We start from the raw sequence: 22,590 nt of genomic DNA, 5'->3' as shown, positions 1-22,590 counted from the left end.
ACCTTGGCGTTGACCAGGTGTAATGCATTCGGTGAGATCGTGGCAACGCGACAGCTGATTTCGTGAGCACACGGGTAACTCACCGGGTACACCCAAGGCCTGAGTAGGCACTCGACGCAGGACCTGTGATCAAGTCTCGCGGCCTGACTTGTCTGGCCTGAATACGCGGAGAGGCGGATATGCACGGTTATGCGAATGGGCTGAAGACGTTCGGGCTCATGGTCGGCCTCTCGGCCTTGATCGTGTTCGCCGGGGCGATGTTCCGCAGCCCGACGATTCTCTTCCTGGCGATCCTGCTGGCGGTCGGCATGAATGCCTACGCCTATTTCTACAGCGACAAGATCGCGCTCAAAGCCATGCACGCGCAGCCGGTCAGCGAGTTGGAGGCTCCGGTCATCTACCGCATCGTGCGCGAGCTCGCGACCGCGGCGCGTCAGCCGATGCCGCGGCTTTATATCAGCCCGACCAATGCCCCCAATGCCTTCGCGACCGGGCGCAATCCACGCCATGCCGCGGTCTGTTGCACCAGCGGCATCCTGCAGATCCTCGACGAGCGCGAACTGCGCGCCGTACTCGGCCATGAGCTATCGCATGTCTATAACCGCGACATTCTGATCTCTTCGATCGCCGGCGCACTGGCTGCGGTCATCTCCGGCCTGGCCAACCTGGCCTTTTTCGCCTCGATGTTCGGCGGTAACCGCGATGGCGAGGGCCCCAATATCCTCGGCGTGATCCTGGTGACGCTGCTCGGCCCGATCGCCGCGACCCTGGTCAAATTGGCCGTCTCCCGCTCCCGCGAATATCAAGCCGATCAGTCCGGCGCCGAACTGACCGGCGACCCGCTCGCCTTGGCCTCGGCGCTGCGCAAGCTGGAGCGTGGGGTACAGGCCGCCCCGCTGCCCCCGGAGCCGCAGCTGACGGCCCAGTCGCACCTGATGATCGCCAACCCGTTCCGGGCCGGTGAGCGTGCGGCGCGCTTGTTTTCCACCCACCCCCCGATGGCCGATCGCATCGCCCGTCTCGAGGAGATGGCGGGCGGGCACCGCAACTACTGATCGGAGACCGGACGCTGGTCACCGATCCCACCGGCGTTCAATCGTGCTCGGCCGCGAGTTCGTGCTCGTAGGCCCGTAGCGTCTCCACGAACATCTGCCGCTGCGCGGCACTCAACGGCTCGAGCACCTTCCGCCATGCCCGCGCACTGCCACCGAGCCAGGCGTTGACCGACTTCTCGTGCGCCGCCGCGATTGCGACAATCGTGCGACGGCGGTCCGTCTCGTCCGAGCGCCGCTCCAGCACGCCTTGACGGCTCAGGTCACCCACCATCAGGCTGACGGTCGTCGGCGCCACCTCCAGCCGCGCGGCCAGCTCGTTCACCGTCATCGGTCCTTCGAACACCAGATTCGCGAGCAGTGACAGATGTCGCGGCGCAAGCGAAAACGATTGCAGCTCGTCGGGAACACGCATTTTCTTGGCTCGCCCCACCACCCGCGGCATGAGTAGCAGCAAACTCCGAATGCTCGCATCCACCCCGATGCCACGCGCAGCCGTTGACATCTCCTGTACCTCCAAATAGCCTTTGCTTACAAAGTATTTTTGCTTGCAAAGCAAAAACTGATCTCTCTCGCAAGGCTAATACCAGCGGTCGCCGGTCCGCCCGACGATCCGGAAGGGCACAGGACATGACGGATGCACAGCCGACCACGGCGGCAGATTTCAATGCGGCGATCATCGAGGAGTTCCGTGCGAACGCGGGGCGGGTCGGCGGGATGTTCGAAGGGCTGCTGCTCATCCTGCTGACCACGGTCGGCGCGAAAAGCGGGCGGGAACACACCACGCCGGTCGTCTATTACCGAGACGGGGATCGTCTGCTGGTCTTCGGCTCGAACGGTGGCTCCGACGCTCACCCGGCCTGGTACTACAACGTGAACAGGAATCCGACCGTCACCGTGGAACTCGGCGAAGCGGATGGCGTCGAGACTTTCCGGGCGACCGCAACCGTGCTCGCGGGCGCCGAGCGCGATCGGTGCTACGTCGAGCAGGCCGAACGCGATCCGGCATTCGCCGCATATCAAGCGGGAACCTCGCGAGTCATACCGGTGATCGCGCTGTCTCGGGAACGGCGATCCGCGATCGGCCGCCGCGGCGTCATCGTCGGCGCGGCTGTCGCCGCGACCGCGGTGGCTGGCGTTTCCGCGGCGGTCGTCGGCTCGGGTGATGCGGATACGCGGCAGGCGCCGCCGCGCGCCGCTGCCATCGGCGACCATCTGCGGACCGTGCACGAGCAATTGCGTCGCGATCTCGCGAGGGTTCGCACGCAACTCGACCAGTTCCGGGAGGGGGGTGAAATCCCAAGCCTGCCAATGGATCTGCGTAGTCACTGTGTCGCGTTCTGTGGTGCGCTGCATGAGCATCACACCAATGAGGACGGTGTATTCCCGGCGTTGGCCCGCCAGCATCCGGAATTGGCTCCGGTGGTCGAGCGGCTCCAACGTGAGCACGGTGTGGTCGCCGCTGCCCTCGCTGATTTGCAGCAACTGTTGAGCACTGCCGAACCGGTCCGTTTGCGAACCGAATTCGATCGTCTCGCCAATGAATTGGAAACCCATTTCAGCTACGAAGAGGACGAACTCGTGGCCACCTTGAATGCGACCGACCCGGCAACACTGCGACAGCGGTGAATCCCAGGAGAAATGAGAAACCCCCGTCGATCATGATCGACGGGGGCCTTCGGTGGCAGGTGTAGGATTCGAACCTACGTAGGCTTTCACCGACAGATTTACAGTCTGCTCCCATTGGCCGCTCGGGCAACCTGCCGTCGCGCTTCTCGGCGCGCTGAGCAGCTTACAACGAACCCGCACCCATAATGCAAACCGGCTGGCCATCGGCCATGCGACAGGACTACGGTCGCCCTCCGGGGTAGAACTGACGGTGACCGGAACAACCGGCCCGTAGCGACTGTTTGCAGGTCGCCGGAAAGGGTCTGCCCAGACCCGTTGGACCGCCAGGACAGGAGCGAAGTGTGGCCGATTCGTCTTTCGACGTTGTCAGCAAGGTCGACCGGCAGGAGGTCGACAACGCGCTGCATCAGGCGGAGAAGGAGTTGAACACCCGCTACGACTTCCGTGGCACCGGCGCGAGTATCGAATGGTCCGGTGAGGACAAGATCGTGCTCAGTGCCGAGGCTGAGGAGCGGGTCAAGGCCGCGCTCGAGGTGTTCAAGGAAAAGCTGATTCGTCGCGATATCTCGCTCAAGGCCTTCGATGCCGGCGAGCCCGCGGCCTCCGGCAAGTCCTACAAAATCACCGGCACGCTGGTGCAGGGCATCGACGCCGAGCATGCGAAGAAAATTTCCAAGAAGATCCGCGATGAGGGGCCGAAGGGCGTCAAGGCGCAGATCCAGGGCGACGAACTACGCGTCTCCAGTAAGAAGCGCGACGATTTGCAGGCCGTGATCGCATTGCTGAAGGGGGACGACTTCGGTATCGCACTGCAGTTCGTGAATTACCGGTAGATGTTGTGGCGGCCGCCGCGTGTGCGGCCGCAAAAACCGCTCTGACCACACGGTTTGGAGGTGCGACCGGTGAGTGTGTAACCTCGTTCAAGACTTCGCCGCGCCGGAGTCCGGAATGTAGGTTACGGTGCGGAGCTAGTCATGCCCCCTTAGCTCAGTCGGCAGAGCGTTTCCATGGTAAGGAAAAGGTCAACGGTTCGATTCCGTTAGGGGGCTCGCCGGATTGCCGGTGGTGACCGACTCGGCATCGCTACAACTTCCACTCTGTGGGGCCGGGCGCGGCATCACCAAGCAATGCGACGCCATGGCGGTGTAGCTCAGTCGGTAGAGCAAACGACTCATAATCGTTGTGTCGCCGGTTCAAGTCCGGCCATCGCTACCAGAAACCGATCAGACCATCTGGTTGACCCGAAAGAAGGAATGTCGTGGCCGCGAAGTCCACCGATGTCCGGCCAAAGATCACCTTGGCCTGCGAGCAGTGCAAGCACCGCAACTACATCACCAAGAAGAACCGGCGTAACGACCCGGATCGGCTGGAGCTGAAGAAGTTCTGCTCGAACTGCGGTACCCACCGGGCGCACCGCGAATCCCGCTAGTCCACCACGCGTGCCGCTGCCGCGTTGATTGACTTCCGGGTTCATCCCGGACTATCGGGTCGTGACACTTGCGAGGGCCGGACATATGTCCGGCCCTGACGTGTTTTACGACTCGAGTGCGGTGGACGTTGCGCGCGAAGCGAGTAACCGATCGACACAGCCGCCAAGTGGGCATGACGGAGCCGAGCGCTAGCGAGGCGCGGTCGTGAACGCTCCGTCGACTCCGGGGCTCGGGGTCAGATAGGTACAGTCCTCCCGTGACAATCAACACCGGTATAGACGAAGCGGTCGCAACGGACGAAGAACTCGACCCCGCGGCGCATGCCGCGGCGATGGTCGGTCATCACTACCGCGTCGACGACTACTACGAGGTCGGCCGCGAGAAGGTGCGTGAATACGCCCGCGCCGTGCAGGATTACCACCCGTTGCACTGGGATGAGGACGCCGCGCAGGAATACGGCTACGACGGCCTGCTCGCCCCGCTCACCTTCATCTCCCTGGTCGGAATTCTGGCCCAGCGCAAACTCTTCGAGCAGATCGTCACGGGCTACGACCTGAGCCAGATCATGCAGACCGATCAGATTCTGGAATTCCACCGGCCCATCAAGGTTGGTGACCGGCTGGTCTGCGATGTCTACCTGCACTCGTTCCGGCAGGCCTTCGGCGGCGACATCATCGTCACCAAGAATGTCGTCACCGCGCAGAACGACGAAGTGGTGCTCATCACCTACACCACGCTGATCGGGCGCAGCGGCGGCGATATCGATCCGAACCTGCAGGACGCGGTCCGCAATGTGCTCATGCACGGCATCGGTGAGGACGCCCCCAATCACCACCCGCGCACCGGGGCCGGCACCGACGTGCCCGCGGTGCCGGCGCCCGCGATCGTGCCGAGCAAGCACGCGATCAACTTCGCCGACGTCGCCGTCGGCGACGAGCTGCCCCCGCGCACCGTCCGGCTGACCCGCGGTGATCTGGTGAACTACGCGGGCGTCTCCGGCGACGCGAATCCGATCCACTGGAGTGACGAAGTCGTCAAGCTGGTCGGTCTGGACAACGTGGTCGCGCACGGCATGCTCACCATGGGTCTCGGCGGCGGTTTCCTCACCTCCTGGCTCGGCGATCCGGGCGCGGTCAAGGAGTACAACGTCCGCTTCACCAGTCCGGTCTACGTCGGCTCCGAGGCGCCTGCCGAGGTCGAGTTCACAGGTAAGGTGAAGTCGGTGGATCCGGAGACCCGGACCGCGGTCGTCGCCATCGTGGCGAAGTCGGCGGGCAAGAAGATCTTCGGACGCGCCACCGCGACGGTCCAGCTGGCCTGACCTGGTCGATTGACCCTGATTGGCATATGCCGCGGGCGGTAACGTACACTCAGATTTCTGGGGTCACCAGCCGCTGCGCGCTGCTCTGCAAGGGCTGGTTCCAGGTGAGTCCGCAAGGATTCGCCGACGGGGCCGGCATCTGCCGGGGTAGCGCGCGTGTTGTGTGACACCGGATAGTTAGACCGACAACTGAATAATGAACAGTGGTTGGACGGCTCGAATGTCCAACCGAAGGGGCGTAGCTCAACTGGCAGAGCAGCGGTCTCCAAAACCGCAGGTTGCAGGTTCAAGTCCTGTCGCCCCTGCCCTGGATGCCAGCGACGAAAGGATCGACGTGGTCGACGAGCGGGATACTCGCCACGGCGCGCACGCGGCCGAGGACGACTACACCGCCGCGGTGGCTCGGCCGAGCGGTAAGAGGTCCGCGCGGCGCAGTCGCAATGCCGATTCGGGCTCGGTCGCCACGATCGATCGGCCGACGTCGACCAAGGCAGCCAAGAAGACCGATCGGGCCGAACGCAAGAAGACGGGTAACCCGTTCAAGCGTTTGATCAAGTTCCTGCGCGAAGTGGTCGCGGAACTGCGCAAGGTGATCTGGCCCAACCGGAAGCAGATGGTCACCTATACGAGCGTTGTTCTGGTGTTCGTGGTCTTCATGGTCGCGTTCATCAGCGGGTTGGATCTGGCGTTCATCAAGGGTGTCAACTGGCTGTTCGGCTAGCTGATCGCCGCCGACGCCGGTAGCCGACCCCGGGGCGGCGCGTTACACAGCGCGCCCGGCCCGGTACGCAAAGGATGTACGTGACGACACAGGAAGCGAGTGCCCCAGTGAGCACCCCGGAGAACGACACAACCGACGAGTTCCCGGTCGACGACGCGGTGCAGACCGTCGAGGAGTCCGTGGCCGTCGAGGAAGCTGTGGTCGACGAATCCGACGCCGCTGACGCCGAAGTTGTCGAGGCCGCTCCTGTCGATGCCGAACCCGCCGATCCGGTCGCCGAGATGAAGGCCGCGCTGCGGCGCGCCCCTGGTGATTGGTATGTGATCCACTCGTACGCCGGTTACGAGAACAAGGTGAAGGCCAACCTCGAGACCCGCGTGCAGAACCTGGACCTCGAGGATTACATCTTCCAGGTCGAAGTGCCGACCGAAGAGGTCACCGAGATCAAGAACGGCCAACGCAAGCACGTCAACCGCAAGGTGCTGCCCGGCTACATCCTGGTCCGGATGGAACTCAACGACGAATCGTGGGGCGCGGTGCGCAACACCCCCGGTGTCACCGGTTTCGTCGGCGCCACCTCGCGGCCGTCGCCGCTTTCCATCGACGATGTGGTGAAGTTCCTGGTCCCGGCCGCGCAGCAGCAGAAGAAGCCGGCCGCCGAGGCCGCCGCCGCGGCTTCGACCGCCGCCGATATCGCGCCCAAGCCGGTCATCGAGGTCGACTTCGAGGTCGGCGAGTCGGTGACCGTGATGGACGGGCCGTTCGCGACGCTGCCCGCCAGCATCTCCGAGGTCAATGCCGAGCAGCAGAAGCTCAAGGTGCTCGTGTCGATCTTCGGTCGCGAGACTCCGGTCGAGCTGGCATTCACCCAGGTCGCGAAGATCTAGTTCCGCTGTTTCGGCTCCGGCCGGTACTGCGGGATGAATCGGCCCGGTGGGTCGATTCACCAGGCTTGCAAAGAGCAAGGACACCAAAACCCTAGGAAAGAAAGATGCCCCCCAAGAAGAAGAAGCTCGCCGGGATCATCAAGCTTCAGATCCAGGCCGGCCAGGCGAACCCGGCCCCTCCGGTCGGCCCCGCGCTCGGTCAGCACGGCGTCAACATCATGGAGTTCTGCAAGGCGTACAACGCCGCGACCGAGTCGCAGCGCGGCAACGTCATTCCGGTCGAGATCTCGGTGTACGAGGACCGGACCTTCGACTTCAAGCTGAAGACCCCGCCCGCCGCCAAGCTGCTGCTCAAGGCCGCCGGTGTGCAGAAGGGCTCGGCCGAGCCACACAAGACCAAGGTCGCGAAGATCACCATGGACCAGGTCCGGGAGATCGCCAAGACCAAGCAGGAAGATCTGAACGCCAAGGACATCGACCAGGCGGCCAAGATCATCGCGGGCACCGCTCGTTCGATGGGTATCACCGTCGAGGCCTGAGTTTCGGCTCGCAATCCCGGTGGGAGGGTCGGCCAGACCCGATAACCACTTCTGAACCACATTAAGGACAGACAATCATGGCAAAACGAAGCAAGGCGTATCTCGCCGCGGCTGAGAAGGTCGATCGCACTCAGCTCTACTCCCCGCTGGCCGCTGCGCGCCTGGCGAAGGAGACCGCAACCACCAAGACTGACGCGACAGTCGAGGTCGCCGTTCGTCTCGGTGTGGATCCCCGTAAGGCCGACCAGATGGTCCGCGGCACGGTCAACCTGCCACACGGCACCGGTAAGACCGCCCGCGTCATCGTGTTCGCGGCCGGCGAGAAGGCCGCCGAGGCCGAGGCCGCCGGTGCGGATTCTGTTGGTGCCGAGGATCTGATCGAGCGGATCCAGGGCGGCTGGCTGGACTTCGACGCCGCGATCGCCACGCCGGACCAGATGGCCAAGGTCGGCCGGATCGCGCGTGTCCTCGGCCCGCGCGGCCTGATGCCGAACCCGAAGACGGGCACGGTCACCAACGATGTGACCAAGGCCGTCAACGACATCAAGGGCGGCAAGATCAACTTCCGCGTCGACAAGCAGGCCAATCTGCACTTCGTCATCGGCAAGGCGTCCTTCGATGATGCCAAGCTGGTGGAGAACTACGGCGCCGCGCTGGACGAGATCCTGCGTGCCAAGCCGTCGACCGCCAAGGGCCGCTACGTCAAGAAGGTGACGGTCTCGACGAACACCGGACCGGGCATCCCGGTGGACCCGAACCGCACCCGCAACCTCCTCGACGAGGATGCGTAAGTAGCAACACGCCAGCACCAGGGCGGGAACGCGAATCGCGTTCCCGCCCTTTGCTTTTTCGAGTGGTTGCCGGACTAATTCGGGCGCGGCGATGGTTGCCGCTGAGGTGACCACTGTTCTGCTCATCTCCGGAAGTACGCGCAGTGCTTCGACGAATACCGCCGCACTCCGCACTATTGCGGCGATCGCGCCGGAGGGTATCGAAACCTTCTGGTACGACGGGCTATCCGAACTACCCGCTTTCAGCCCGGATGACGATGGGACCGGACATCCCTCGGTTATTGCATTGCGCGAACACATGTCCCGCGCCGACGCGGTCCTGCTCTGCACCCCCGAGTACGCGGGCACGCTCCCCGGCAGCTTCAAGAACCTGCTCGATTGGACCGTCGGGACCGCCGACCTCTATGAAAAGCCGACCGCTTTCCTCAATGTCGCCGCCCAGGGGCGTGGCGAGGGTGCGGCCGCGACCCTGACAACGGTGCTGGGGTATGTCGGCGCGATCGTCGACCCGGCAATCTGCGCCCGCCTGCCGGTGGCACGCGATGCGGTCGATGCGAACGGCCTGGTCACTACTTCCGAATTCCGTACCCGCGCACTGGCAGCTCTCGACCTGCTGGTCCGTCAGGCGGTCGACCTTGCCGAGGGCGAATCGATGTGACGGCCACGTCGACCAGGCCGATCATCAGGACGCGACGGCGTCTGTAGCCGGTCGCCGAGATTGCCGAAGACAAGCAACAAGCCGGCGAAGGTCCAGGTGTACGCATCGATGACCGCTTGGCCAGTTCCACTCCGGTTGCGGGCAGGGCCACATTCACAATGGTGTTGTCGAGGACGACCAGCAGTTCCACGCGGCAGCTGACGGCTAGGTCGATGAAGCGCCGCGCATGGGTAACTCACCGGGTACGCCCAAAACTCAACTCCCGCATCGCCGTTGGCTCGCGACGTTGGTTTGGTGGCACTAACGACGGGCAAAGTTCCGGGGAGCCGGGGAAACCGTTTTGGCAGATGGGGGGAGGTTCGGCTACCCTGGACCGAAGTAATCGACGAGTTCGATGACTACCCAATCCGTTCTACCGAAGACCGTTGGTCGCTGCGCCCATTCGGGTGTGGTCGAAGGTCCGGCATCGAGCCGGCGGCCCACGCAGGGAGGACCGAGGCTGGGATTCGATCCGGCTATGCCTGGTCGATCACCTACTGCGCCCCGGAACGCTCTGCGTTCGGGGCGTTTGCTTTATCGCCGGCCCCTGGTACTCGGCAGTTCGAATACGAACCGACATCCAGAGAGGAGGCGAAGTATGGCAAAACCCGAGAAGGTCACCGCGGTCGAGGAGATCACGGAGCAGTTCAGGAGCTCGTCGGCCACCGTCATCACGGAATACCGTGGTCTGTCGGTCGGTAAGATCACCGATCTGCGTCGCGCGCTCGGCGAAGGCGCTACCTACTCCGTCGCCAAGAACACCCTGGTCAAGCGGGCGGCCGCGGAAGCGGGCGTCGTTGGCCTGGACGACTTGTTCGTCGGACCGACCGCCATCGCCTTCATCAAGGGCGAGCCGGTCGACGCGGCGAAGGCCATCAAGACCTTCGCCAAGGACAACAAGGCGCTCATCATCAAGGGCGGGTACATGGACGGCGCCGCGCTGTCCGTTGCCGAGGTCGAGCAGATCGCCGATCTGGACTCCCGCGAGGTGCTGCTGGCCAAGCTGGCCGGCGCGATGAAGGGCAACCTGGCGAAGGCTGCCGGTCTGTTCAACGCTCCCGCTTCGCAGGTGGCCCGCCTGGCCGCCGCCCTGCAGGAGAAGAAGCAGGCCGAAGGCGGAGCCGCCGAGTAATACCCGCCCGCGGCGGGAGCGACGGGCCCGGAGGCGGCAGCGCCAGCGTAAGGGCCCCGTAAACGCCGCAAATTCAACACAGCGGGTGGATCGCGTGCGGCTCGCCCACAGAGACAATCAACTACCGAAAGGAAATATCAATGGCCAACGTTGACGAACTGCTCGAGACCTTCGGCAACATGACCCTGCTCGAGCTGTCGGACTTCGTCAAGAAGTTCGAGGAGAAGTTCGAGGTCACCGCGGCTGCTCCGGTCGCCGTCGCCGCCGTCGCCGGTGGTGCCGCTCCGGCTGAGGCCGCCGAGGAGCAGGACGAGTTCGATGTCATCCTCGAGGGTGCCGGCGACAAGAAGATCCAGGTCATCAAGGTGGTCCGCGAGATCGTCTCGGGTCTGGGCCTGAAGGAAGCCAAGGACTTGGTCGAGAGCGCTCCGAAGCCGATCCTGGAGAAGGTCGCCAAGGATGCCGCCGAGGCTGCCAAGGCGAAGCTGGAAGACGCCGGCGCCAAGGTCTCCGTCAAGTAATTCGCGAGTAACTCGCCGAACGGGCGGCCTCCCATGGGAGGCCGCCCGTTTGCTTTGTCATGAAGCGTGCGACGCGTAATGCGAATATTGCGAGTGTTTCGGGGTTACTCTTCGGTCAGGTAAGGGTGTTCCGCTTCATGCTCATGGGATACAGTGACCGCACCCACTGTGATGCGACACACCGTGATACCGAATAGCGCGGTTTCGCCGGTGGGTGGCTCGCTGAGAATTTCTGGAGGTTGGCGTGGGCGTCGAGGTCAGGACCGAGGGTGTTACCAAATCCTTTGGTTCACAGCGTATTTGGCAGGACGTCACGCTGACGCTGCCCTCCGGTGAGGTCAGCGCGCTGCTCGGCCCCTCGGGTACCGGTAAGTCCGTCTTTCTGAAGTCGCTGATCGGTCTGCTGCGCCCGGAGCGTGGTTCGATCTTCATCGACGGCACCGATATCACGACCTGCTCCAATAAGGAGCTTTACGAAATTCGCAAGCTCTTCGGCGTGCTGTTCCAGGACGGTGCGTTGTTCGGGTCGATGAACCTGTTCGATAATGTGGCGTTCCCGTTGCGTGAGCATACGAAGAAGTCCGAGTCGGACATCAAGAAGATCGTGCTGGAGAAGCTCGAGCTGACCGGTCTGCTCGGTGCGGAGGGCAAGCTGCCCGGTGAGATCTCCGGTGGTATGCGCAAGCGTGCGGGTCTGGCTCGCGCGTTGGTGTTGGATCCGCAGATCATCCTGGTCGACGAGCCGGACTCGGGTCTGGATCCGGTGCGCACCTCTTATCTGTCGCAGTTGTTGATCGATATCAACGCTCAGATCGACGCGACGATCCTGATCGTGACCCACAACATCAACCTGGCGCGGACGGTGCCCGACAACATCGGGATGCTGTTCCGGCGGTCGCTGGTGATGTTCGGTCCACGTGAGGTGCTGCTGACCTCGGAGGAGCCGGTGGTCAAGCAGTTCCTCAACGGTCGCATGATCGGTCCGATCGGTATGTCGGAGGAGAAGGACGAGGTGCAGATGGCGCGCGAGCAGGCCCTCGTCGATGCCGGACACCACCACGGTGGCGCCGAGGAGGTCGACGGCATCATCCCGCAGATGCGAGCCCAGCCGGGTATGCCGGTGCGCCAGGCCGTACTTCGCCGTAAGGAACGTGTCCGCGAAATCATGCACACCCTGCCGCACGCGGCCCAGGTGGCGATTCGTGAGTCACTTGCGGAGAACGATGACACGCAGGTAATGGCGTATCAGAATGGTGACCTGGGCGAATACCAGGGCGGGGCATTCGACACTACCGTGCGCCACAACGCAACTAACGGGTAACATCTGCGATCGTGAATTCCACCCTGGCGCGATTGCGGACTCCAATAGAGTCGGGGTTTGGCCAGGCCGGCAACATCTTTGCGCTGCTCATCGACGTTATGCGCAAGACGTTCAAACGGCCGTTCCAGTTGCGCGAATTCATCGAGCAGTCGTGGTTCATCGCGAGTGTCTCGATCTTGCCCAGCGCATTGGTTGCCATCCCGTTCGGTGCGGTTGTCGCGCTGCAGACCGGCTCCTTGATCAAACAACTAGGTGCCGAATCCTTTACCGGCGCAACCAGCGTGCTGGCCACCGTCCAGCAGGCCGCTCCGGTTGTCACGGCATTGATCATCGCGGGCGCGGCCGGATCGGCGGTCGCCGCCGACCTCGGCTCGCGCACGATCCGTGAGGAGATCGACGCACTCGAAGTGCTCGGCGTCGATCCGGTGCAGAAGCTCGTGGTACCGCGTGTACTCGGCATGATGCTGGTCGCGCTGCTGCTCAACGGTCTGGTGTCGGTGGTCGGCATCGCGGGTGGCTATTTCTTCAATGTCGGGCTGCAGGGCGGTACGCCCGGCGCCTATCTCGCTTCGTTCTCCGCACTGGCCCAACTGCCGGACCTGTGGATCGGCGAAATCAAGGCCGTGATTTTCGGTCTGCTCGCAGGCGTGATCGCCGCGTACAAGGGGTTGCATCCCAAAGGGGGCCCGAAAGGAGTCGGAGACGCGGTGAACCAATCCGTGGTTATCACCTTCATGGTTCTGTTCTTCGTGAACTTGATTCTGACCCTGGTGTATTTGCAGGTCGTCCCCGCAAAGGGCGCCTGACCCGTGGCCACCTCGTACCGCCCCCCGGCCCTGGCGAAAACCGCCCGCCGGGCCCGTGCGATCGCGCGCGTGCCGGTGGATGTCATCGATCGCGCCGGCGATCAGATGTCGTTCTACTCCAAGACCATTGCTTGGATTCCGCGCACCGCCGTGCATTACCGCAAGGAGGTCATGCGGCTACTTGCCGAGGTGACCTTCGGCAGTGGTGCGTTGGCCGTCATCGGCGGCACCATCGGCGTCATCGTTTTCATGTCCGGCTCGGTCGGTGTTGTCGTCGGCCTGCAGGGCTTCAAGGCCTTGGACGCGCTCGGCAGCTCGGTGCTGACCGGTTTCCTCACCGCGTACATCAATACCCGTGAGATCGCGCCACTGGTTGCCGCGCTCGCGCTATCGGCAACGGTCGGTTGTGGTTTCACCGCCCAGCTCGGCGCGATGCGGATTTCCGAGGAGATCGACGCGCTCGAGGTGATGGCGGTTCCGGGTGTGCCGTTCCTGGTCACCACCCGGGTGATCGCGGGCTTCCTCGCGGTCATCCCGCTCTATATCGTTGGCCTGCTCGGCACGTTCCTGGCGTCGCGAATGATCAGCATTTGGTTCAACGGACAATCCAGTGGTTCCTATGACCACTATTTCAGTCTGTTCCTGCCACCAGAAGACGTCCTCTATTCCTTTGTCAAAGTGCTGGTCTTCGCATTCGTCATCATCATGGTGCATTGCTATTACGGCTTCCACGCCACCGGCGGACCGGCCGGTGTCGGCGTCGCGGTGGGTCGCGCGGTACGTGCGGCGATCGTGCTCGTGAATGTGCTCGACTTTTTCCTGAGCCTCGCCATCTGGGGCACGACCACGACGGTGCGGGTTGCCGGATGACCGCCCACATCATCGAAATAGGAAGCGGCAGTGAGGTGCCGTCATGAGCAAAAGCGTGCAGATGTGGCGCGCGACGGAGAAATTGCGCGTCCGGTTGCTCGGTATCGCATTCTTCGTGGTGTGCGCGCTATTCCTGGCCACGACGGTCGCGATCTATAACAAGGCGTTCGTCGAGACCGTTCGGGTCCAACTGATCACCGACAGCGTAGGAAATGCGTTGACCCGCAATGCCGATGTGAAGGTGCGCGGCGTCAATGTCGGCGAGGTCAGATCCAGCCGGTCCGAGGGCGGCAAGGTGACCCTCGACCTCGCGATCGATCCCGGTAAGGCACAGCAGATTCCGGTCAATGCGACGGCCCGGCTGCTGCCGAAGACGCTGTTCGGCGAGCGGTATGTGAATCTGGTCATCCCGGACGAGCCGAGTAAGCAGCACCTGACCGAAGGCGTGACCCTGCATCAGGACACCAGCGGCAATGCCATCGAGATCAGCAAGCTGCTCGACGATGTGCTGCCGTTGCTGCAGGCGATTCCGCCGCAGGATCTCGCCTCGACACTCGGTGCACTGTCCCAAGCGCTTTCGGGGCAGGGCGTGGCGCTCGGTGAGACGGTGGAGAAGTTGGATCACATCTTCCGCGAGGTCAATGGGGTCATGCCGGATCTGAAGCAGGATCTGGTGAGCTTCGCCGATGTGGCCGCCACCTACTCCGATGCGCTGCCGCAGCTGGTCGACGCATTCAACAACCTGCGCACGACCAATGCGACCATCGTCGGGCGCCGCCCGCAGATCGACACCCTGCTGGCCACGCTGAATCCGACCGCCGCCACCACCGCGGACTTCCTGATCGCCAACCGCGACAACATCATCGATGTGGCCGCCGATTCGCGGCCCGCGCTGGAACAGCTGGCGACCTACTCGCCGAGCTACGCCTGCGCACTGGCCAACTTCGCCAAGATGAAGCCGCGCATCGACCAGATCATGGGCATGGGCACTTCGCGTCCCGGCTCCCGAGTCAGCATCGAGCTGACCAACACCCGCGGCACGTACCTGCCCAACCAGGACGAGCCGCGCTGGCTGGACACGCGTGGGCCCTGGTGCGTGCCGGAGTACCCGGTCTTCACCGATCCCGGCCAGTACACCGGTGGTCCCAATAATGACGGTTCCTACGCGGTACCGAGCCGCAACCCGGGTGATCAGGACAGCGGCAAGTTGCCGGTGCCGCAGTTCGGCAGGTACCCGGCCGCGAATGTGCCGACCACGGCCGGTTCACCGGCCGAACAGCAGACCCTCGGCGCGATCTACGGTGCGGCGAACGGTGTTTCGCCCGACCAGGTGCCCAACTGGGTCACCCGGATCGGTGCGCCGGCATTCCGTGGCAGCGAGGTGAGCGTGCGATGAAGCAGCAGATGCGCGGCCTCGGCGGGCCGCTGACCAAGCTCATCATCTTCGTCGTCGTCACGCTGTTGGCGACGACGATCCTGGCACTGTCGATCGCCAACTACGCCGGCGGCGGCACCGCGTTCAAGGCGCGCTTCACCGATGTCACCTCGCTCAATCCCGGTGACGAGGTGCGCATCGCCGGTGTCCGGGTCGGCAAGGTCACCAGTGTCTCGATCGTGGACAAGCGCCAGGCCGAGGTCGGATTCGAACTGACCGACCGCAACTGGCTGCCTGCCTCCACGACCGCGACCATCAAGTACCGCAACCTGGTCGGCCAGCGCTATATCGCGCTCGAACAGGGCACGGGCGAGCAGGGCCGCAAACTCAGCAAGGGCGCGACCATCGGGCTCGAGCACACCAGGCCCGCACTGAATCTGACCACACTGTTCAACGGCTTCCGTCCGCTGTTCCAGACGCTGACCGCCGATGATGTGAACAAGCTGTCCTACGAGATCATCCAGGTCTTCCAGGGGGAGCAGGGCACCATCCACGATCTGGTCGCGACCACCGCGAACCTGACGAACAAGATCGCCGACAAGGACGCCGTCATCGGTGATCTGGTGCGCAACCTGACGGCCGTACTCAATGCGGTCAACGAGCGCGAGGGGCAGTTCGATCAGCTGATCGTCAATACCGAGGCGCTGGTCAGCGGACTGGCCGCCGATCGCGACACCATCGGCAGCTCGGTCACCTCACTCGGCAATCTGGCCTCGGCCACCGCGGATCTGCTCGTGCCGACCCGCCCGACGCTGCAAGGTTCGATCGCCGGGCTCAGCCAGCTGACCGGCACCATCGACGAGCGCAAGGACGAAGTGAATACCGCGCTGACGAATCTGCCGATCAAGATGGAAAAGCTCGGCCGCGCCGGCAGTTACGGCTCCTGGTTCCAGTTCTATCTGTGCGGTATCGACCTCGTGGTCGGACCGGGCGCGGTGGAGGCGCCGCAGCTCAACCTCCCGGCCGGGCTGCCGACGGTCAATCAGCCGCTCTACACCAATGCCGCGCCGCGCTGCCAGGGGAAGGGTGGTCACTGATGGACGACCGGATCCTGCTCGGCAAGCGCAGCCCCGCGTTCCTGGGTGTGCTCGGCATCGTCATGGTGCTGCTCGCGACGATCTCCGCGTTCTTCCTGGACAGATTGCCGATCATCGGCGCGGCCACCAAGTACACCGCGCAGTTCTCCGAGGCCGCCGGCCTCAAGAAGGGCAATGAGGTTCGCATCGCCGGTGTGAAGGTCGGTGCGGTATCGGATGTTCGGCTCGACGGCAATAAGGTGCTCGTCGACTTCCGCACCCAGGACGCGTGGATCGGCAACGAGACCACTGCCTCCATCCAGATCAAGACCGTGCTCGGTCAGAAGTATCTTGCGCTGGATCCGAAGGGTTCCGGTCCCGCCGATCCGAGCAAGGTGATTCCGTTGTCGCGCACGGTATCTCCGTACGATGTGGTGGACGCGTTCAGCGATGCGGCCAAGAACATCGATCAGATCGACACCGCGCAGCTGGCCACCAGCATGCGGGTGCTGTCGGAGGCGTTCGAGACCACACCGCCGCAGATCCGCAACTCCATCGACGGTGTCGCCCGGCTTTCGGAAACCCTTGGCAAGCGCGATGAGGAGCTGAAGAAGCTCTTCGCGGCGGCCAGGCAGACCACCGGTGTGCTCGCGGACCGCGATCAGCAGTTCGAGCGGCTGCTGGCCAATGGCGGACAGCTGTTGGCCGAGTTGAATATTCGCCAGCAGTCCATCGCACAGCTGCTCACCGGCGCCAAGACGGTGTCGGCCGAACTGAGCGCGCTGGTCGCCGATAACGAGAAGCAGATGGGCACGGCATTGACCAACCTCGAGGCCTCCATCGATCTGCTGAACAAGAACCAGCAGAACATTTCCAAGACGCTGGAACTCGCGGCGCCGTTCTACGGCCTGTATGCCAATGTGCTCGGCACCGGTCGCTGGTTCGACGCGGTGATCGTGAACCTGGTCCCGCCGGGTCTGCCGGAGATTCCGGGCGACCGGCCGCCGGTGCGCACCATGGGAGGTAACTGACATGGGGGTGAACTGGCCCCGTAAGGAGCCGCTCACCGCGCTGCGGACCTCGCGTCGCGGCACCAAGGTGGGCATCGCGATCGGCGTGATCGCGGCGCTGGTCCTGGCCGGTGCCCTCTGGTGGCTCTTCGACCGGATGACCACGACCAAGATCACCGCGTATTTCGACCGCTCCGTCGGCATCTACGAGGGTTCGGATGTGCGCATCCTCGGCGTGCCGGTGGGCAAGGTGGATTCCGTTGAGCCGCAGGGCGATCAGGTCAAGGTGGTGATGCGCGTAGGCCGCGGCTACGACGTGCCGGCCGAGGCCGAGGCCGCGCAGATCACGCCGTCGATCGTCTCCGACCGCTACATCCAGCTGACCCCGGCCTATACCGGCGGACCGAAAATGGGCCGCACGGCGACCATTCCGCGCGATCGCACGGTCACCCCGGTCGAAGTCGACCAGCTGTACAAGAGCATTACCGAACTCTCGGATGCATTGGGCCCCAACGGTGCCAATGCCGAGGGGGCGGTGAACGAACTGGTGCGTACCTCCGCGGCGAATCTGGCGGGCAACGGAGAGGCGTTGGCCAACAGCATCACTCAGCTCTCGCGCGCGGCGCGGTACCTCGGTGATGCCCGCGGCGATATCTTCGACACCGTCAAGAATCTGCAGACCTTCGTCACCATGTTGGCCCAGAACGACCAGCAGGTGCGGCAATTCAATGCCCAGCTCGCGGATCTGTCGACCTTCCTTGCGGGGGAACGTCAGGATCTCGGTGCGGCACTGAATCTGCTGTCGGTGGCACTGGGCGATGTCGCCCGGTTCATCGACGAGAACCGGGATCTGGTCCAGCAGAATGCCCAGGGCTTGACGACGCTCACCGCGACGCTGGCCAAGCAGCGCGACGATCTGGCCGCGGCGCTGCCGGTGCTGCCGCTGGCGCTGAGCAACCTGATCAATATCCACAATGCCGAATCCGGCACCCTCGATATGCGCGCGAATCTCACCGATCTGCAGGATCCGTTCGGTGTGGTGTGCAAGATGCTGGATCTGAGCAAGTTGATGCCGGGCGATCCGAAGTTCGAGGCACTCGGCAAGCAGATGCGCCCGATCCTGGAGCATTGCAAGGAGATCACCGATCAGATCACTGCCGGTGTGAAGACGCCGACGCTGATCCTGCCGTTCGGCATCCTCAGCAATGAGAACGAGCAGCGCGCCCCCGTGCCGGGCACGGTCCCTGGCACCCCGTCCGATCAACTTCCGCCTTCGCAGGGAGGCGGGCAGCGATGAATATGCGAATCCGTTCCACGGCACGCACTTTCAGCGCTGTGCTGGTGGTCGGCATGAGCGCGGTCCTGGTGACCTCGTGTTCGTCCGAGGGCATCTACGCGGTGCCGCTGCCCGGCGGCGCCGATGTCGGCGACCATCCGATGACCATCGACATCCGCTTCGACGATGTGCTCGATCTGGTGCCGCAGTCCGCGATCAAGGTCGAGGGCGTGGCGGTCGGCCGCGTCGAGAAGATCGCACTGGCACCGGACGGCTGGACCGCCAGGGTGCGCGCGCTGGTGAATTCCGCGGTCGATCTGCCCGCCAATGCGCGGGCCGAGGTACGGCAGACGAATCTGCTCGGCGAGAAGTTCATCGAGCTGTCCAAGCCCGCCGAGGAACCCGACAGCAACAAGCTCGGTAATGGCTCGGTCATCCCGGCCGACCACACCCGGCACGCGACCGAGGTCGAGCAGGTGCTCGGTGCGCTGTCGTTGCTGCTCAACGGCGGTGGTGTCGCACAGCTGCAGCCGATCGTCACCGAGCTGAACAAGACCCTCGGCGGCCGCGAGGAGCGGGTGCGCTCGCTGCTGGATCAGGCCAATATCCTGATCTCCGGACTGAACGAGCAGGTCGACGACATCACCAGGGCCATCGACGGACTCGCCACGCTGAGCAACCGGGTGAGCACCCAGACCGATCAGATCAGCCGGATCATCGATGAGCTGCCGCGGGGCATCAAGATCCTGAACGAGCAACGGCCACAACTGATCGCGCTGCTGCAACAGCTGGATCGGGTGGGCCAGGCCGGGTTCGACGTGCTGAACCACTCGAAGGACGACCTGATCAAGGATCTGACCTCGCTGCGTCCGACGCTGCAGGAACTCGGCAAGGCCGCACCGGATCTGGTCACCGCGCTACCGCTGGTGCCGACCTATCCGTTCCCGGACTCGACGCTGGAAGGCACCTTCGGTGGTCAGGTGAACACCTGGCTCTCGGTGGATCAGCAGATCGGTGTCACGCTCAGCAATCTCGGTGTCGGCAAGGGCGATCCGGTGTACATCCCGCCGCCCTACGGCCCCGAGGTGCCGGTGAATCCGACCAATCCGTATTACGGCGGCAATGGTCCGCGACCGGGTTGGCCGACGGTTTCGCTGCTGCCGCTGCCGCCCAATATGCCTCGCTTTCCGGCCGGCCTGCCGCAGCTGCCGACCGATCCGCTCGGGGCGATTCTCGACCAGATCGGAGGTGGGCAGCGATGACTCGTCTGATGCGCTATCAGCTGGTCGCATTCGTCGTGATCGCGGTGCTCGGCGTGGTTTTCGTCGGTGCCAAATATGTTCGGCTCGATCACATGCTCGGCATCGGTGAGTACACCGTGCAGGTCGACGCCAAGCAGACCGGCGGCATTTACAAGGGCGCCGAGGTGACCTACCGGGGTGTCCCGGTCGGCCGGGTCGGCAGTCTCGAACTCACCGACACGGGTGTGGCGATCAATCTCGTTCTCGATTCGAGTGCGCCGAAGGTGCCGGAGTCGGCCCGCGCGGTGATCGCCAACCGCTCGGCCATCGGTGAGCAGTACGTCGATCTGCAGCCCGATTCCGACAAGGGCCCGTATCTGCGTGACGGTTCGGTCATCACCTCGGCGACGACACCGATTTCGGTCGAGCAGCTGGTCCAGAGTGTGGATACCTTCACCCGCTCGGTCGATCTCACCGCGCTCAAAACCACCGTCACCGAACTCGGCAAGGCCTTCAACGGCAAGGGCGACGACCTCGAGGTCTTCATCGATTCGCTGAACAAGTTCACCGCGACGTTCAACGACACACTGCCGCAGACGATTCAGCTGATCCGCGACGGCCGGATCGCACTGGGCACCCAGGCCGAGCAGTCGGGCTACATCCGGCAGTTCAGCCAGGGCTTGGACGAACTCACCGCCCAGCTGCGCTCCAGCGATCCGGATATCCGCCGCCTCATCGGCACCGGCACCGATGCCGGTCAACAGATCACCGCGCTGCTGGACGAGAGCGGCGGTGCGCTCACCGAGGATCTGACCAACTTGCGTCAGCTGCTGCTGTCCATCTCGCCGAAGTTCTACGCGCTGCGCCCGCTGCTGCAGATGCTGCCGCAGCTGTCCATCGGCGCGTCGTCCACCGCGCCGGGCGACGGCACCAGCCACTTCGGCCTGGTGCTCGAGGTGAACAATCCGCCCGCCTGCACCCAGGGCTACGAGGGCACCCAGGCCATCCTGGCGCAGATGAAGCGGGAGAATCCGGACTTCGACGACACCCGCGACGACTTCCCGTTCAACAAGGACGCGAAATGCACTGTGCCGTTCGGCAATCCGACCGCGGTGCGCGGCGGAATGCGCGCCGACCTGGCGGATCCGAACATTGTGCAGCCCTGGGATGCCACCCCCAAGACCGATCCCGAGAAGCTGAATCTGAACCCGATCGCCGTGCAGATGGCCACCCTGCTGGGGGTCACGCCCAAGCGGTGAGCAGGACCTATGCGGCTACTCCGCAGTAACTGACGTTAGGGTGTGACGCCGTGAGGGAGCGAAGCGAGCGAACCAAGGGCACAGCGCCCATGATGGGCACGACCGTGCCGAGCGAGGTACGGCCGTGAGCATCGACATGTCCAAGGAAACGCCGGCTGCTACCGGCTCGGATTCCATGGAAGCCGATGCCGCGGCGCATGACGCGACGGCATCGGATCGCGAGCGCCCGACGGTCGCGGATGCCCCAGGTGGCCGACTCACGGTCACCATGGTCGCGGCCGCCGCGCTGGTCGTCGCATTGATCGCCGCGGCCTGGTTCGGCACCGGCTGGGTGCGCGCGGCATTCTTCACCGACGGTCCGCGCGCCGAGGCACGCGATACCGCGCTCGCCGATGCCAGGCAGGCCGCGATCAATCTGATGTCGCTGGATCCCAATGATGTCGACGGTTCGCTCGAGCTGATCCAGTCGTCGATGACCGGATCGCTGCTCGACGATGCCACCAAGACCCAGGATCAGTTCCGCGAGCAGGCCAAGCAGGCCAAGACCAGGCTGGAGTCCAAGGTCATCGGCTCCTCGCTGACCGCGCTGAACTCCGAGCGCGACCACGCTTCCGCGCTGATCGTGCTGCAGACCACCAGGACAGTCCCGGATGTCACGCCGTATTCCTATCGTCAGACCTGGGCCCTCGATCTGGTCAAGCAGGGTGAGGTCTGGAAGGCCGAGAAGGCGAGTCCATTGAGTCAGCCCATCCCGCTGAATCAGCCGACTGCCGGACAACCCGGTGCGACACCGTCCGAGGGCGCGGCGCCCAAGCCCGGATCGTAGGAGAACCCGTCATGGCATCTCGTCGACCAGTCAATCGGGTCACTCCCCGCAACCGTCCCACCGTCGGCCGCACCGCGGCGAACACCGGGTCCGGCACCACGCGGCGCAGCACCCGCGCGAGCGACGAAGCGACCACGAAGCGTCGGACAAAGGTCGCCGGGGTCGCCGGTACCGCGGAATCGACCAGCCCGGCTCCAGGTCCCGCCGAGCCGTCGCGGCCGTGGTCGCAGCGGCTGCGTCCCACGGCGGGTTGGAGCGTGGCCGCGGCCTTGCTCGTCGTCGCTGTGCTTCTTGGCGCATTCGCGACGGTCGCGGCCTTGCGTCCCGGCATCGACGATTCGAATGCGGCCTATGTGAACAGCAAGGCCACCGAAGAGGTGACCGCGGCCGCCTCGCATGCGTTGAAGACCATCTACGCCTACGACGTGAACAAGCTCGACGGCTACAAGGATGCGGTGCACGGGGTCGTCACCGGGCAGATGCTGGCCGATTTCGACAAGTACGCCGATACCAATCTCGCCGCCCTGAAACAGGCGCAGACCAGCGCCGATGCCATCGCCGACCCGATCGGGGTGACGTTGCTCACCGAGGATAGGGCCGAGCTGCTGGTGAACTTCGTGGTCAGCGCGAACAAAAACGGAGTCGCCCAGCAGAGCGCGTCCGGCCCGATCGTGCTGAAAATGCAGAAGGTGGACGGCAAGTGGCTGGCCGCGGCCATCGTCGATCAATGATGTCGGCGGCATAAGCCCAGCGGGGCAGGGGATCTGGACGATCATCGCATCGGTCCCGCCACTTGACGAGTTTCGCCGG

General features: G+C 64.1%; 24 protein-coding genes, 4 tRNA genes and 1 pseudogene. 26 read left to right on the top strand and 3 right to left on the bottom strand.

Annotation, left to right across the window (positions count from 1 at the left end; genetic code table 11):
• Window positions 1-179 precede the first annotated feature (179 nt).
• Window positions 180-1,055 (top strand): zinc metalloprotease HtpX, encoded by an 876-nt coding sequence (gene htpX, locus AB0J29_RS16370; protein WP_364785859.1) that lies wholly within the window; start codon window positions 180-182, stop codon window positions 1,053-1,055.
• Window positions 1,056-1,092: 37 nt separating this feature from the next.
• Here htpX and AB0J29_RS16365 read toward each other — a convergent pair whose 3' ends face one another.
• A complete protein-coding gene (locus AB0J29_RS16365; protein ID WP_364785856.1) occupies window positions 1,093-1,557 on the bottom strand; it encodes a helix-turn-helix domain-containing protein in 465 nt (154 codons plus the stop codon).
• A 125-nt stretch (window positions 1,558-1,682) separates the two neighbouring features.
• Here AB0J29_RS16365 and AB0J29_RS16360 point away from each other — a divergent pair, with 125 nt between their 5' ends.
• The gene (locus AB0J29_RS16360; protein WP_364785853.1) at window positions 1,683-2,681 is read left to right on the top strand and encodes a nitroreductase/quinone reductase family protein; all 999 of its coding nucleotides are present in this window, start codon (window positions 1,683-1,685) and stop codon (window positions 2,679-2,681) included.
• 53 nt (window positions 2,682-2,734) lie between these two features.
• Here AB0J29_RS16360 and AB0J29_RS16355 read toward each other — a convergent pair.
• A tRNA-Tyr gene (locus tag AB0J29_RS16355) sits at window positions 2,735-2,817 on the bottom strand.
• 205 nt (window positions 2,818-3,022) lie between these two features.
• Between AB0J29_RS16355 and AB0J29_RS16350 the strand changes: the two genes are divergently transcribed.
• The 11 genes from AB0J29_RS16350 to AB0J29_RS16300 all read left to right on the top strand — a co-directional run bounded on the left by AB0J29_RS16350 (window position 3,023) and on the right by AB0J29_RS16300 (window position 9,028).
• A complete protein-coding gene (locus AB0J29_RS16350) occupies window positions 3,023-3,514 on the top strand; it encodes a YajQ family cyclic di-GMP-binding protein (protein WP_364785850.1) in 492 nt (163 codons plus the stop codon).
• A 143-nt stretch (window positions 3,515-3,657) separates the two neighbouring features.
• Window positions 3,658-3,730, top strand: a tRNA-Thr gene (locus AB0J29_RS16345).
• 90 nt (window positions 3,731-3,820) lie between these two features.
• A tRNA-Met gene (locus tag AB0J29_RS16340) sits at window positions 3,821-3,896 on the top strand.
• 43 nt (window positions 3,897-3,939) lie between these two features.
• Entirely contained in the window at window positions 3,940-4,110 is a 171-nt protein-coding gene (rpmG, locus tag AB0J29_RS16335) for a 50S ribosomal protein L33 (protein WP_357429959.1), read from the top strand.
• A gap of 263 nt (window positions 4,111-4,373) precedes the next feature.
• Window positions 4,374-5,432 carry a fused (3R)-hydroxyacyl-ACP dehydratase subunits HadA/HadB gene (locus tag AB0J29_RS16330; protein ID WP_364785923.1) on the top strand — a complete coding sequence of 353 codons (1,059 nt, stop codon included), beginning with the start codon at window positions 4,374-4,376 and terminating at the stop codon, window positions 5,430-5,432.
• Between the two features lie 232 nt (window positions 5,433-5,664).
• A tRNA-Trp gene (locus tag AB0J29_RS16325) sits at window positions 5,665-5,737 on the top strand.
• 29 nt (window positions 5,738-5,766) lie between these two features.
• Entirely contained in the window at window positions 5,767-6,153 is a 387-nt protein-coding gene (secE, locus tag AB0J29_RS16320) for a preprotein translocase subunit SecE (RefSeq protein ID WP_364785847.1), read from the top strand.
• Window positions 6,154-6,260: 107 nt separating this feature from the next.
• Window positions 6,261-7,040 (top strand): transcription termination/antitermination protein NusG, encoded by a 780-nt coding sequence (gene nusG, locus AB0J29_RS16315; RefSeq protein WP_364785920.1) that lies wholly within the window; start codon window positions 6,261-6,263, stop codon window positions 7,038-7,040.
• Between the two features lie 104 nt (window positions 7,041-7,144).
• Entirely contained in the window at window positions 7,145-7,579 is a 435-nt protein-coding gene (gene rplK, locus AB0J29_RS16310) for a 50S ribosomal protein L11 (protein ID WP_364493826.1), read from the top strand.
• A gap of 77 nt (window positions 7,580-7,656) precedes the next feature.
• Entirely contained in the window at window positions 7,657-8,370 is a 714-nt protein-coding gene (gene rplA, locus AB0J29_RS16305) for a 50S ribosomal protein L1 (protein ID WP_364785844.1), read from the top strand.
• 106 nt (window positions 8,371-8,476) lie between these two features.
• Window positions 8,477-9,028 (top strand): NADPH-dependent FMN reductase, encoded by a 552-nt coding sequence (locus AB0J29_RS16300; protein WP_364785841.1) that lies wholly within the window; start codon window positions 8,477-8,479, stop codon window positions 9,026-9,028.
• On the opposite strand, the pseudogene AB0J29_RS16295 reads toward AB0J29_RS16300, so the two are convergent.
• Window positions 9,018-9,242: pseudogene (locus tag AB0J29_RS16295) on the bottom strand (MFS transporter); the annotation flags it as partial. The gene AB0J29_RS16300 and the pseudogene AB0J29_RS16295 overlap by 11 nt on opposite strands.
• Window positions 9,243-9,665: 423 nt before the next feature.
• Here AB0J29_RS16295 and rplJ point away from each other — a divergent pair.
• From rplJ to AB0J29_RS16230, 13 genes are all read left to right on the top strand, one after another.
• Window positions 9,666-10,199, top strand: a complete 534-nt coding sequence (gene rplJ / locus AB0J29_RS16290; protein WP_364785838.1) for a 50S ribosomal protein L10 — start codon at window positions 9,666-9,668, stop codon at window positions 10,197-10,199.
• Window positions 10,200-10,339: 140 nt separating this feature from the next.
• Window positions 10,340-10,720, top strand: coding sequence for a 50S ribosomal protein L7/L12 (gene rplL, locus AB0J29_RS16285; protein WP_364785835.1), 381 nt, complete (start codon window positions 10,340-10,342; stop codon window positions 10,718-10,720).
• A gap of 244 nt (window positions 10,721-10,964) precedes the next feature.
• Window positions 10,965-12,041: an ATP-binding cassette domain-containing protein gene (locus tag AB0J29_RS16280; protein ID WP_364785832.1), complete on the top strand. Its 1,077-nt coding sequence runs from the start codon at window positions 10,965-10,967 to the stop codon at window positions 12,039-12,041.
• A gap of 98 nt (window positions 12,042-12,139) precedes the next feature.
• Window positions 12,140-12,847 (top strand): ABC transporter permease, encoded by a 708-nt coding sequence (locus AB0J29_RS16275; protein WP_364785917.1) that lies wholly within the window; start codon window positions 12,140-12,142, stop codon window positions 12,845-12,847.
• Window positions 12,848-12,952: 105 nt separating this feature from the next.
• Window positions 12,953-13,717 carry an ABC transporter permease gene (locus tag AB0J29_RS16270; protein WP_364785914.1) on the top strand — a complete coding sequence of 255 codons (765 nt, stop codon included), beginning with the start codon at window positions 12,953-12,955 and terminating at the stop codon, window positions 13,715-13,717.
• Window positions 13,718-13,760: 43 nt separating this feature from the next.
• Window positions 13,761-15,113, top strand: a complete 1,353-nt coding sequence (locus tag AB0J29_RS16265; protein WP_364785829.1) for an MCE family protein — start codon at window positions 13,761-13,763, stop codon at window positions 15,111-15,113.
• Between the two features lie 8 nt (window positions 15,114-15,121).
• Window positions 15,122-16,189: an MCE family protein gene (locus AB0J29_RS16260; RefSeq protein WP_364785911.1), complete on the top strand. Its 1,068-nt coding sequence runs from the start codon at window positions 15,122-15,124 to the stop codon at window positions 16,187-16,189.
• A complete protein-coding gene (locus AB0J29_RS16255; protein WP_364785826.1) occupies window positions 16,189-17,199 on the top strand; it encodes an MCE family protein in 1,011 nt (336 codons plus the stop codon). Before AB0J29_RS16260 ends, AB0J29_RS16255 begins: the two co-directional genes overlap by 1 nt.
• Before the next feature lies 1 nt (window position 17,200).
• The gene (locus AB0J29_RS16250; protein WP_364785823.1) at window positions 17,201-18,475 is read left to right on the top strand and encodes an MCE family protein; all 1,275 of its coding nucleotides are present in this window, start codon (window positions 17,201-17,203) and stop codon (window positions 18,473-18,475) included.
• 53 nt (window positions 18,476-18,528) lie between these two features.
• Window positions 18,529-19,716, top strand: coding sequence for an MCE family protein (locus tag AB0J29_RS16245; RefSeq protein WP_364785908.1), 1,188 nt, complete (start codon window positions 18,529-18,531; stop codon window positions 19,714-19,716).
• Complete coding sequence (locus AB0J29_RS16240) at window positions 19,713-20,954, top strand: MlaD family protein (RefSeq protein ID WP_364785820.1); 1,242 nt, start codon at window positions 19,713-19,715, stop codon at window positions 20,952-20,954. The genes AB0J29_RS16245 and AB0J29_RS16240 overlap by 4 nt, the downstream gene beginning before the upstream one ends.
• Before the next feature lie 124 nt (window positions 20,955-21,078).
• Window positions 21,079-21,780 (top strand): hypothetical protein, encoded by a 702-nt coding sequence (locus AB0J29_RS16235; RefSeq protein ID WP_364785817.1) that lies wholly within the window; start codon window positions 21,079-21,081, stop codon window positions 21,778-21,780.
• An 11-nt stretch (window positions 21,781-21,791) separates the two neighbouring features.
• Complete coding sequence (locus AB0J29_RS16230) at window positions 21,792-22,511, top strand: hypothetical protein (RefSeq protein WP_364785814.1); 720 nt, start codon at window positions 21,792-21,794, stop codon at window positions 22,509-22,511.
• The last annotated feature ends 79 nt before the right edge of the window (window positions 22,512-22,590 follow it).

It is taken from the genome of Nocardia sp. NPDC049707 (assembly GCF_040674855.1).
Taxonomy (GTDB): domain Bacteria; phylum Actinomycetota; class Actinomycetes; order Mycobacteriales; family Mycobacteriaceae; genus Nocardia.
This window is presented reverse-complemented; position numbering and strand designations above follow the sequence as displayed.

Coding starts and splice junctions, on each gene's coding strand:
- htpX (WP_364785859.1), top strand. CDS start 180: ATGCACGGTTATGCGAATGGGCTGAAGACGTTCGGGCTCATGGTCGGC.
- AB0J29_RS16365 (WP_364785856.1), bottom strand. CDS start 1,557: ATGTCAACGGCTGCGCGTGGCATCGGGGTGGATGCGAGCATTCGGAGT.
- AB0J29_RS16360 (WP_364785853.1), top strand. CDS start 1,683: ATGACGGATGCACAGCCGACCACGGCGGCAGATTTCAATGCGGCGATC.
- rplK (WP_364493826.1), top strand. CDS start 7,145: ATGCCCCCCAAGAAGAAGAAGCTCGCCGGGATCATCAAGCTTCAGATC.
- rplA (WP_364785844.1), top strand. CDS start 7,657: ATGGCAAAACGAAGCAAGGCGTATCTCGCCGCGGCTGAGAAGGTCGAT.
- rplJ (WP_364785838.1), top strand. CDS start 9,666: ATGGCAAAACCCGAGAAGGTCACCGCGGTCGAGGAGATCACGGAGCAG.
- rplL (WP_364785835.1), top strand. CDS start 10,340: ATGGCCAACGTTGACGAACTGCTCGAGACCTTCGGCAACATGACCCTG.
- AB0J29_RS16275 (WP_364785917.1), top strand. CDS start 12,140: ATGCGCAAGACGTTCAAACGGCCGTTCCAGTTGCGCGAATTCATCGAG.
- AB0J29_RS16270 (WP_364785914.1), top strand. CDS start 12,953: ATGTCGTTCTACTCCAAGACCATTGCTTGGATTCCGCGCACCGCCGTG.
- AB0J29_RS16265 (WP_364785829.1), top strand. CDS start 13,761: ATGAGCAAAAGCGTGCAGATGTGGCGCGCGACGGAGAAATTGCGCGTC.
- AB0J29_RS16260 (WP_364785911.1), top strand. CDS start 15,122: ATGCGCGGCCTCGGCGGGCCGCTGACCAAGCTCATCATCTTCGTCGTC.
- AB0J29_RS16255 (WP_364785826.1), top strand. CDS start 16,189: ATGGACGACCGGATCCTGCTCGGCAAGCGCAGCCCCGCGTTCCTGGGT.
- AB0J29_RS16250 (WP_364785823.1), top strand. CDS start 17,201: ATGGGGGTGAACTGGCCCCGTAAGGAGCCGCTCACCGCGCTGCGGACC.
- AB0J29_RS16245 (WP_364785908.1), top strand. CDS start 18,529: ATGAGCGCGGTCCTGGTGACCTCGTGTTCGTCCGAGGGCATCTACGCG.
- AB0J29_RS16240 (WP_364785820.1), top strand. CDS start 19,713: ATGACTCGTCTGATGCGCTATCAGCTGGTCGCATTCGTCGTGATCGCG.
- AB0J29_RS16230 (WP_364785814.1), top strand. CDS start 21,792: ATGGCATCTCGTCGACCAGTCAATCGGGTCACTCCCCGCAACCGTCCC.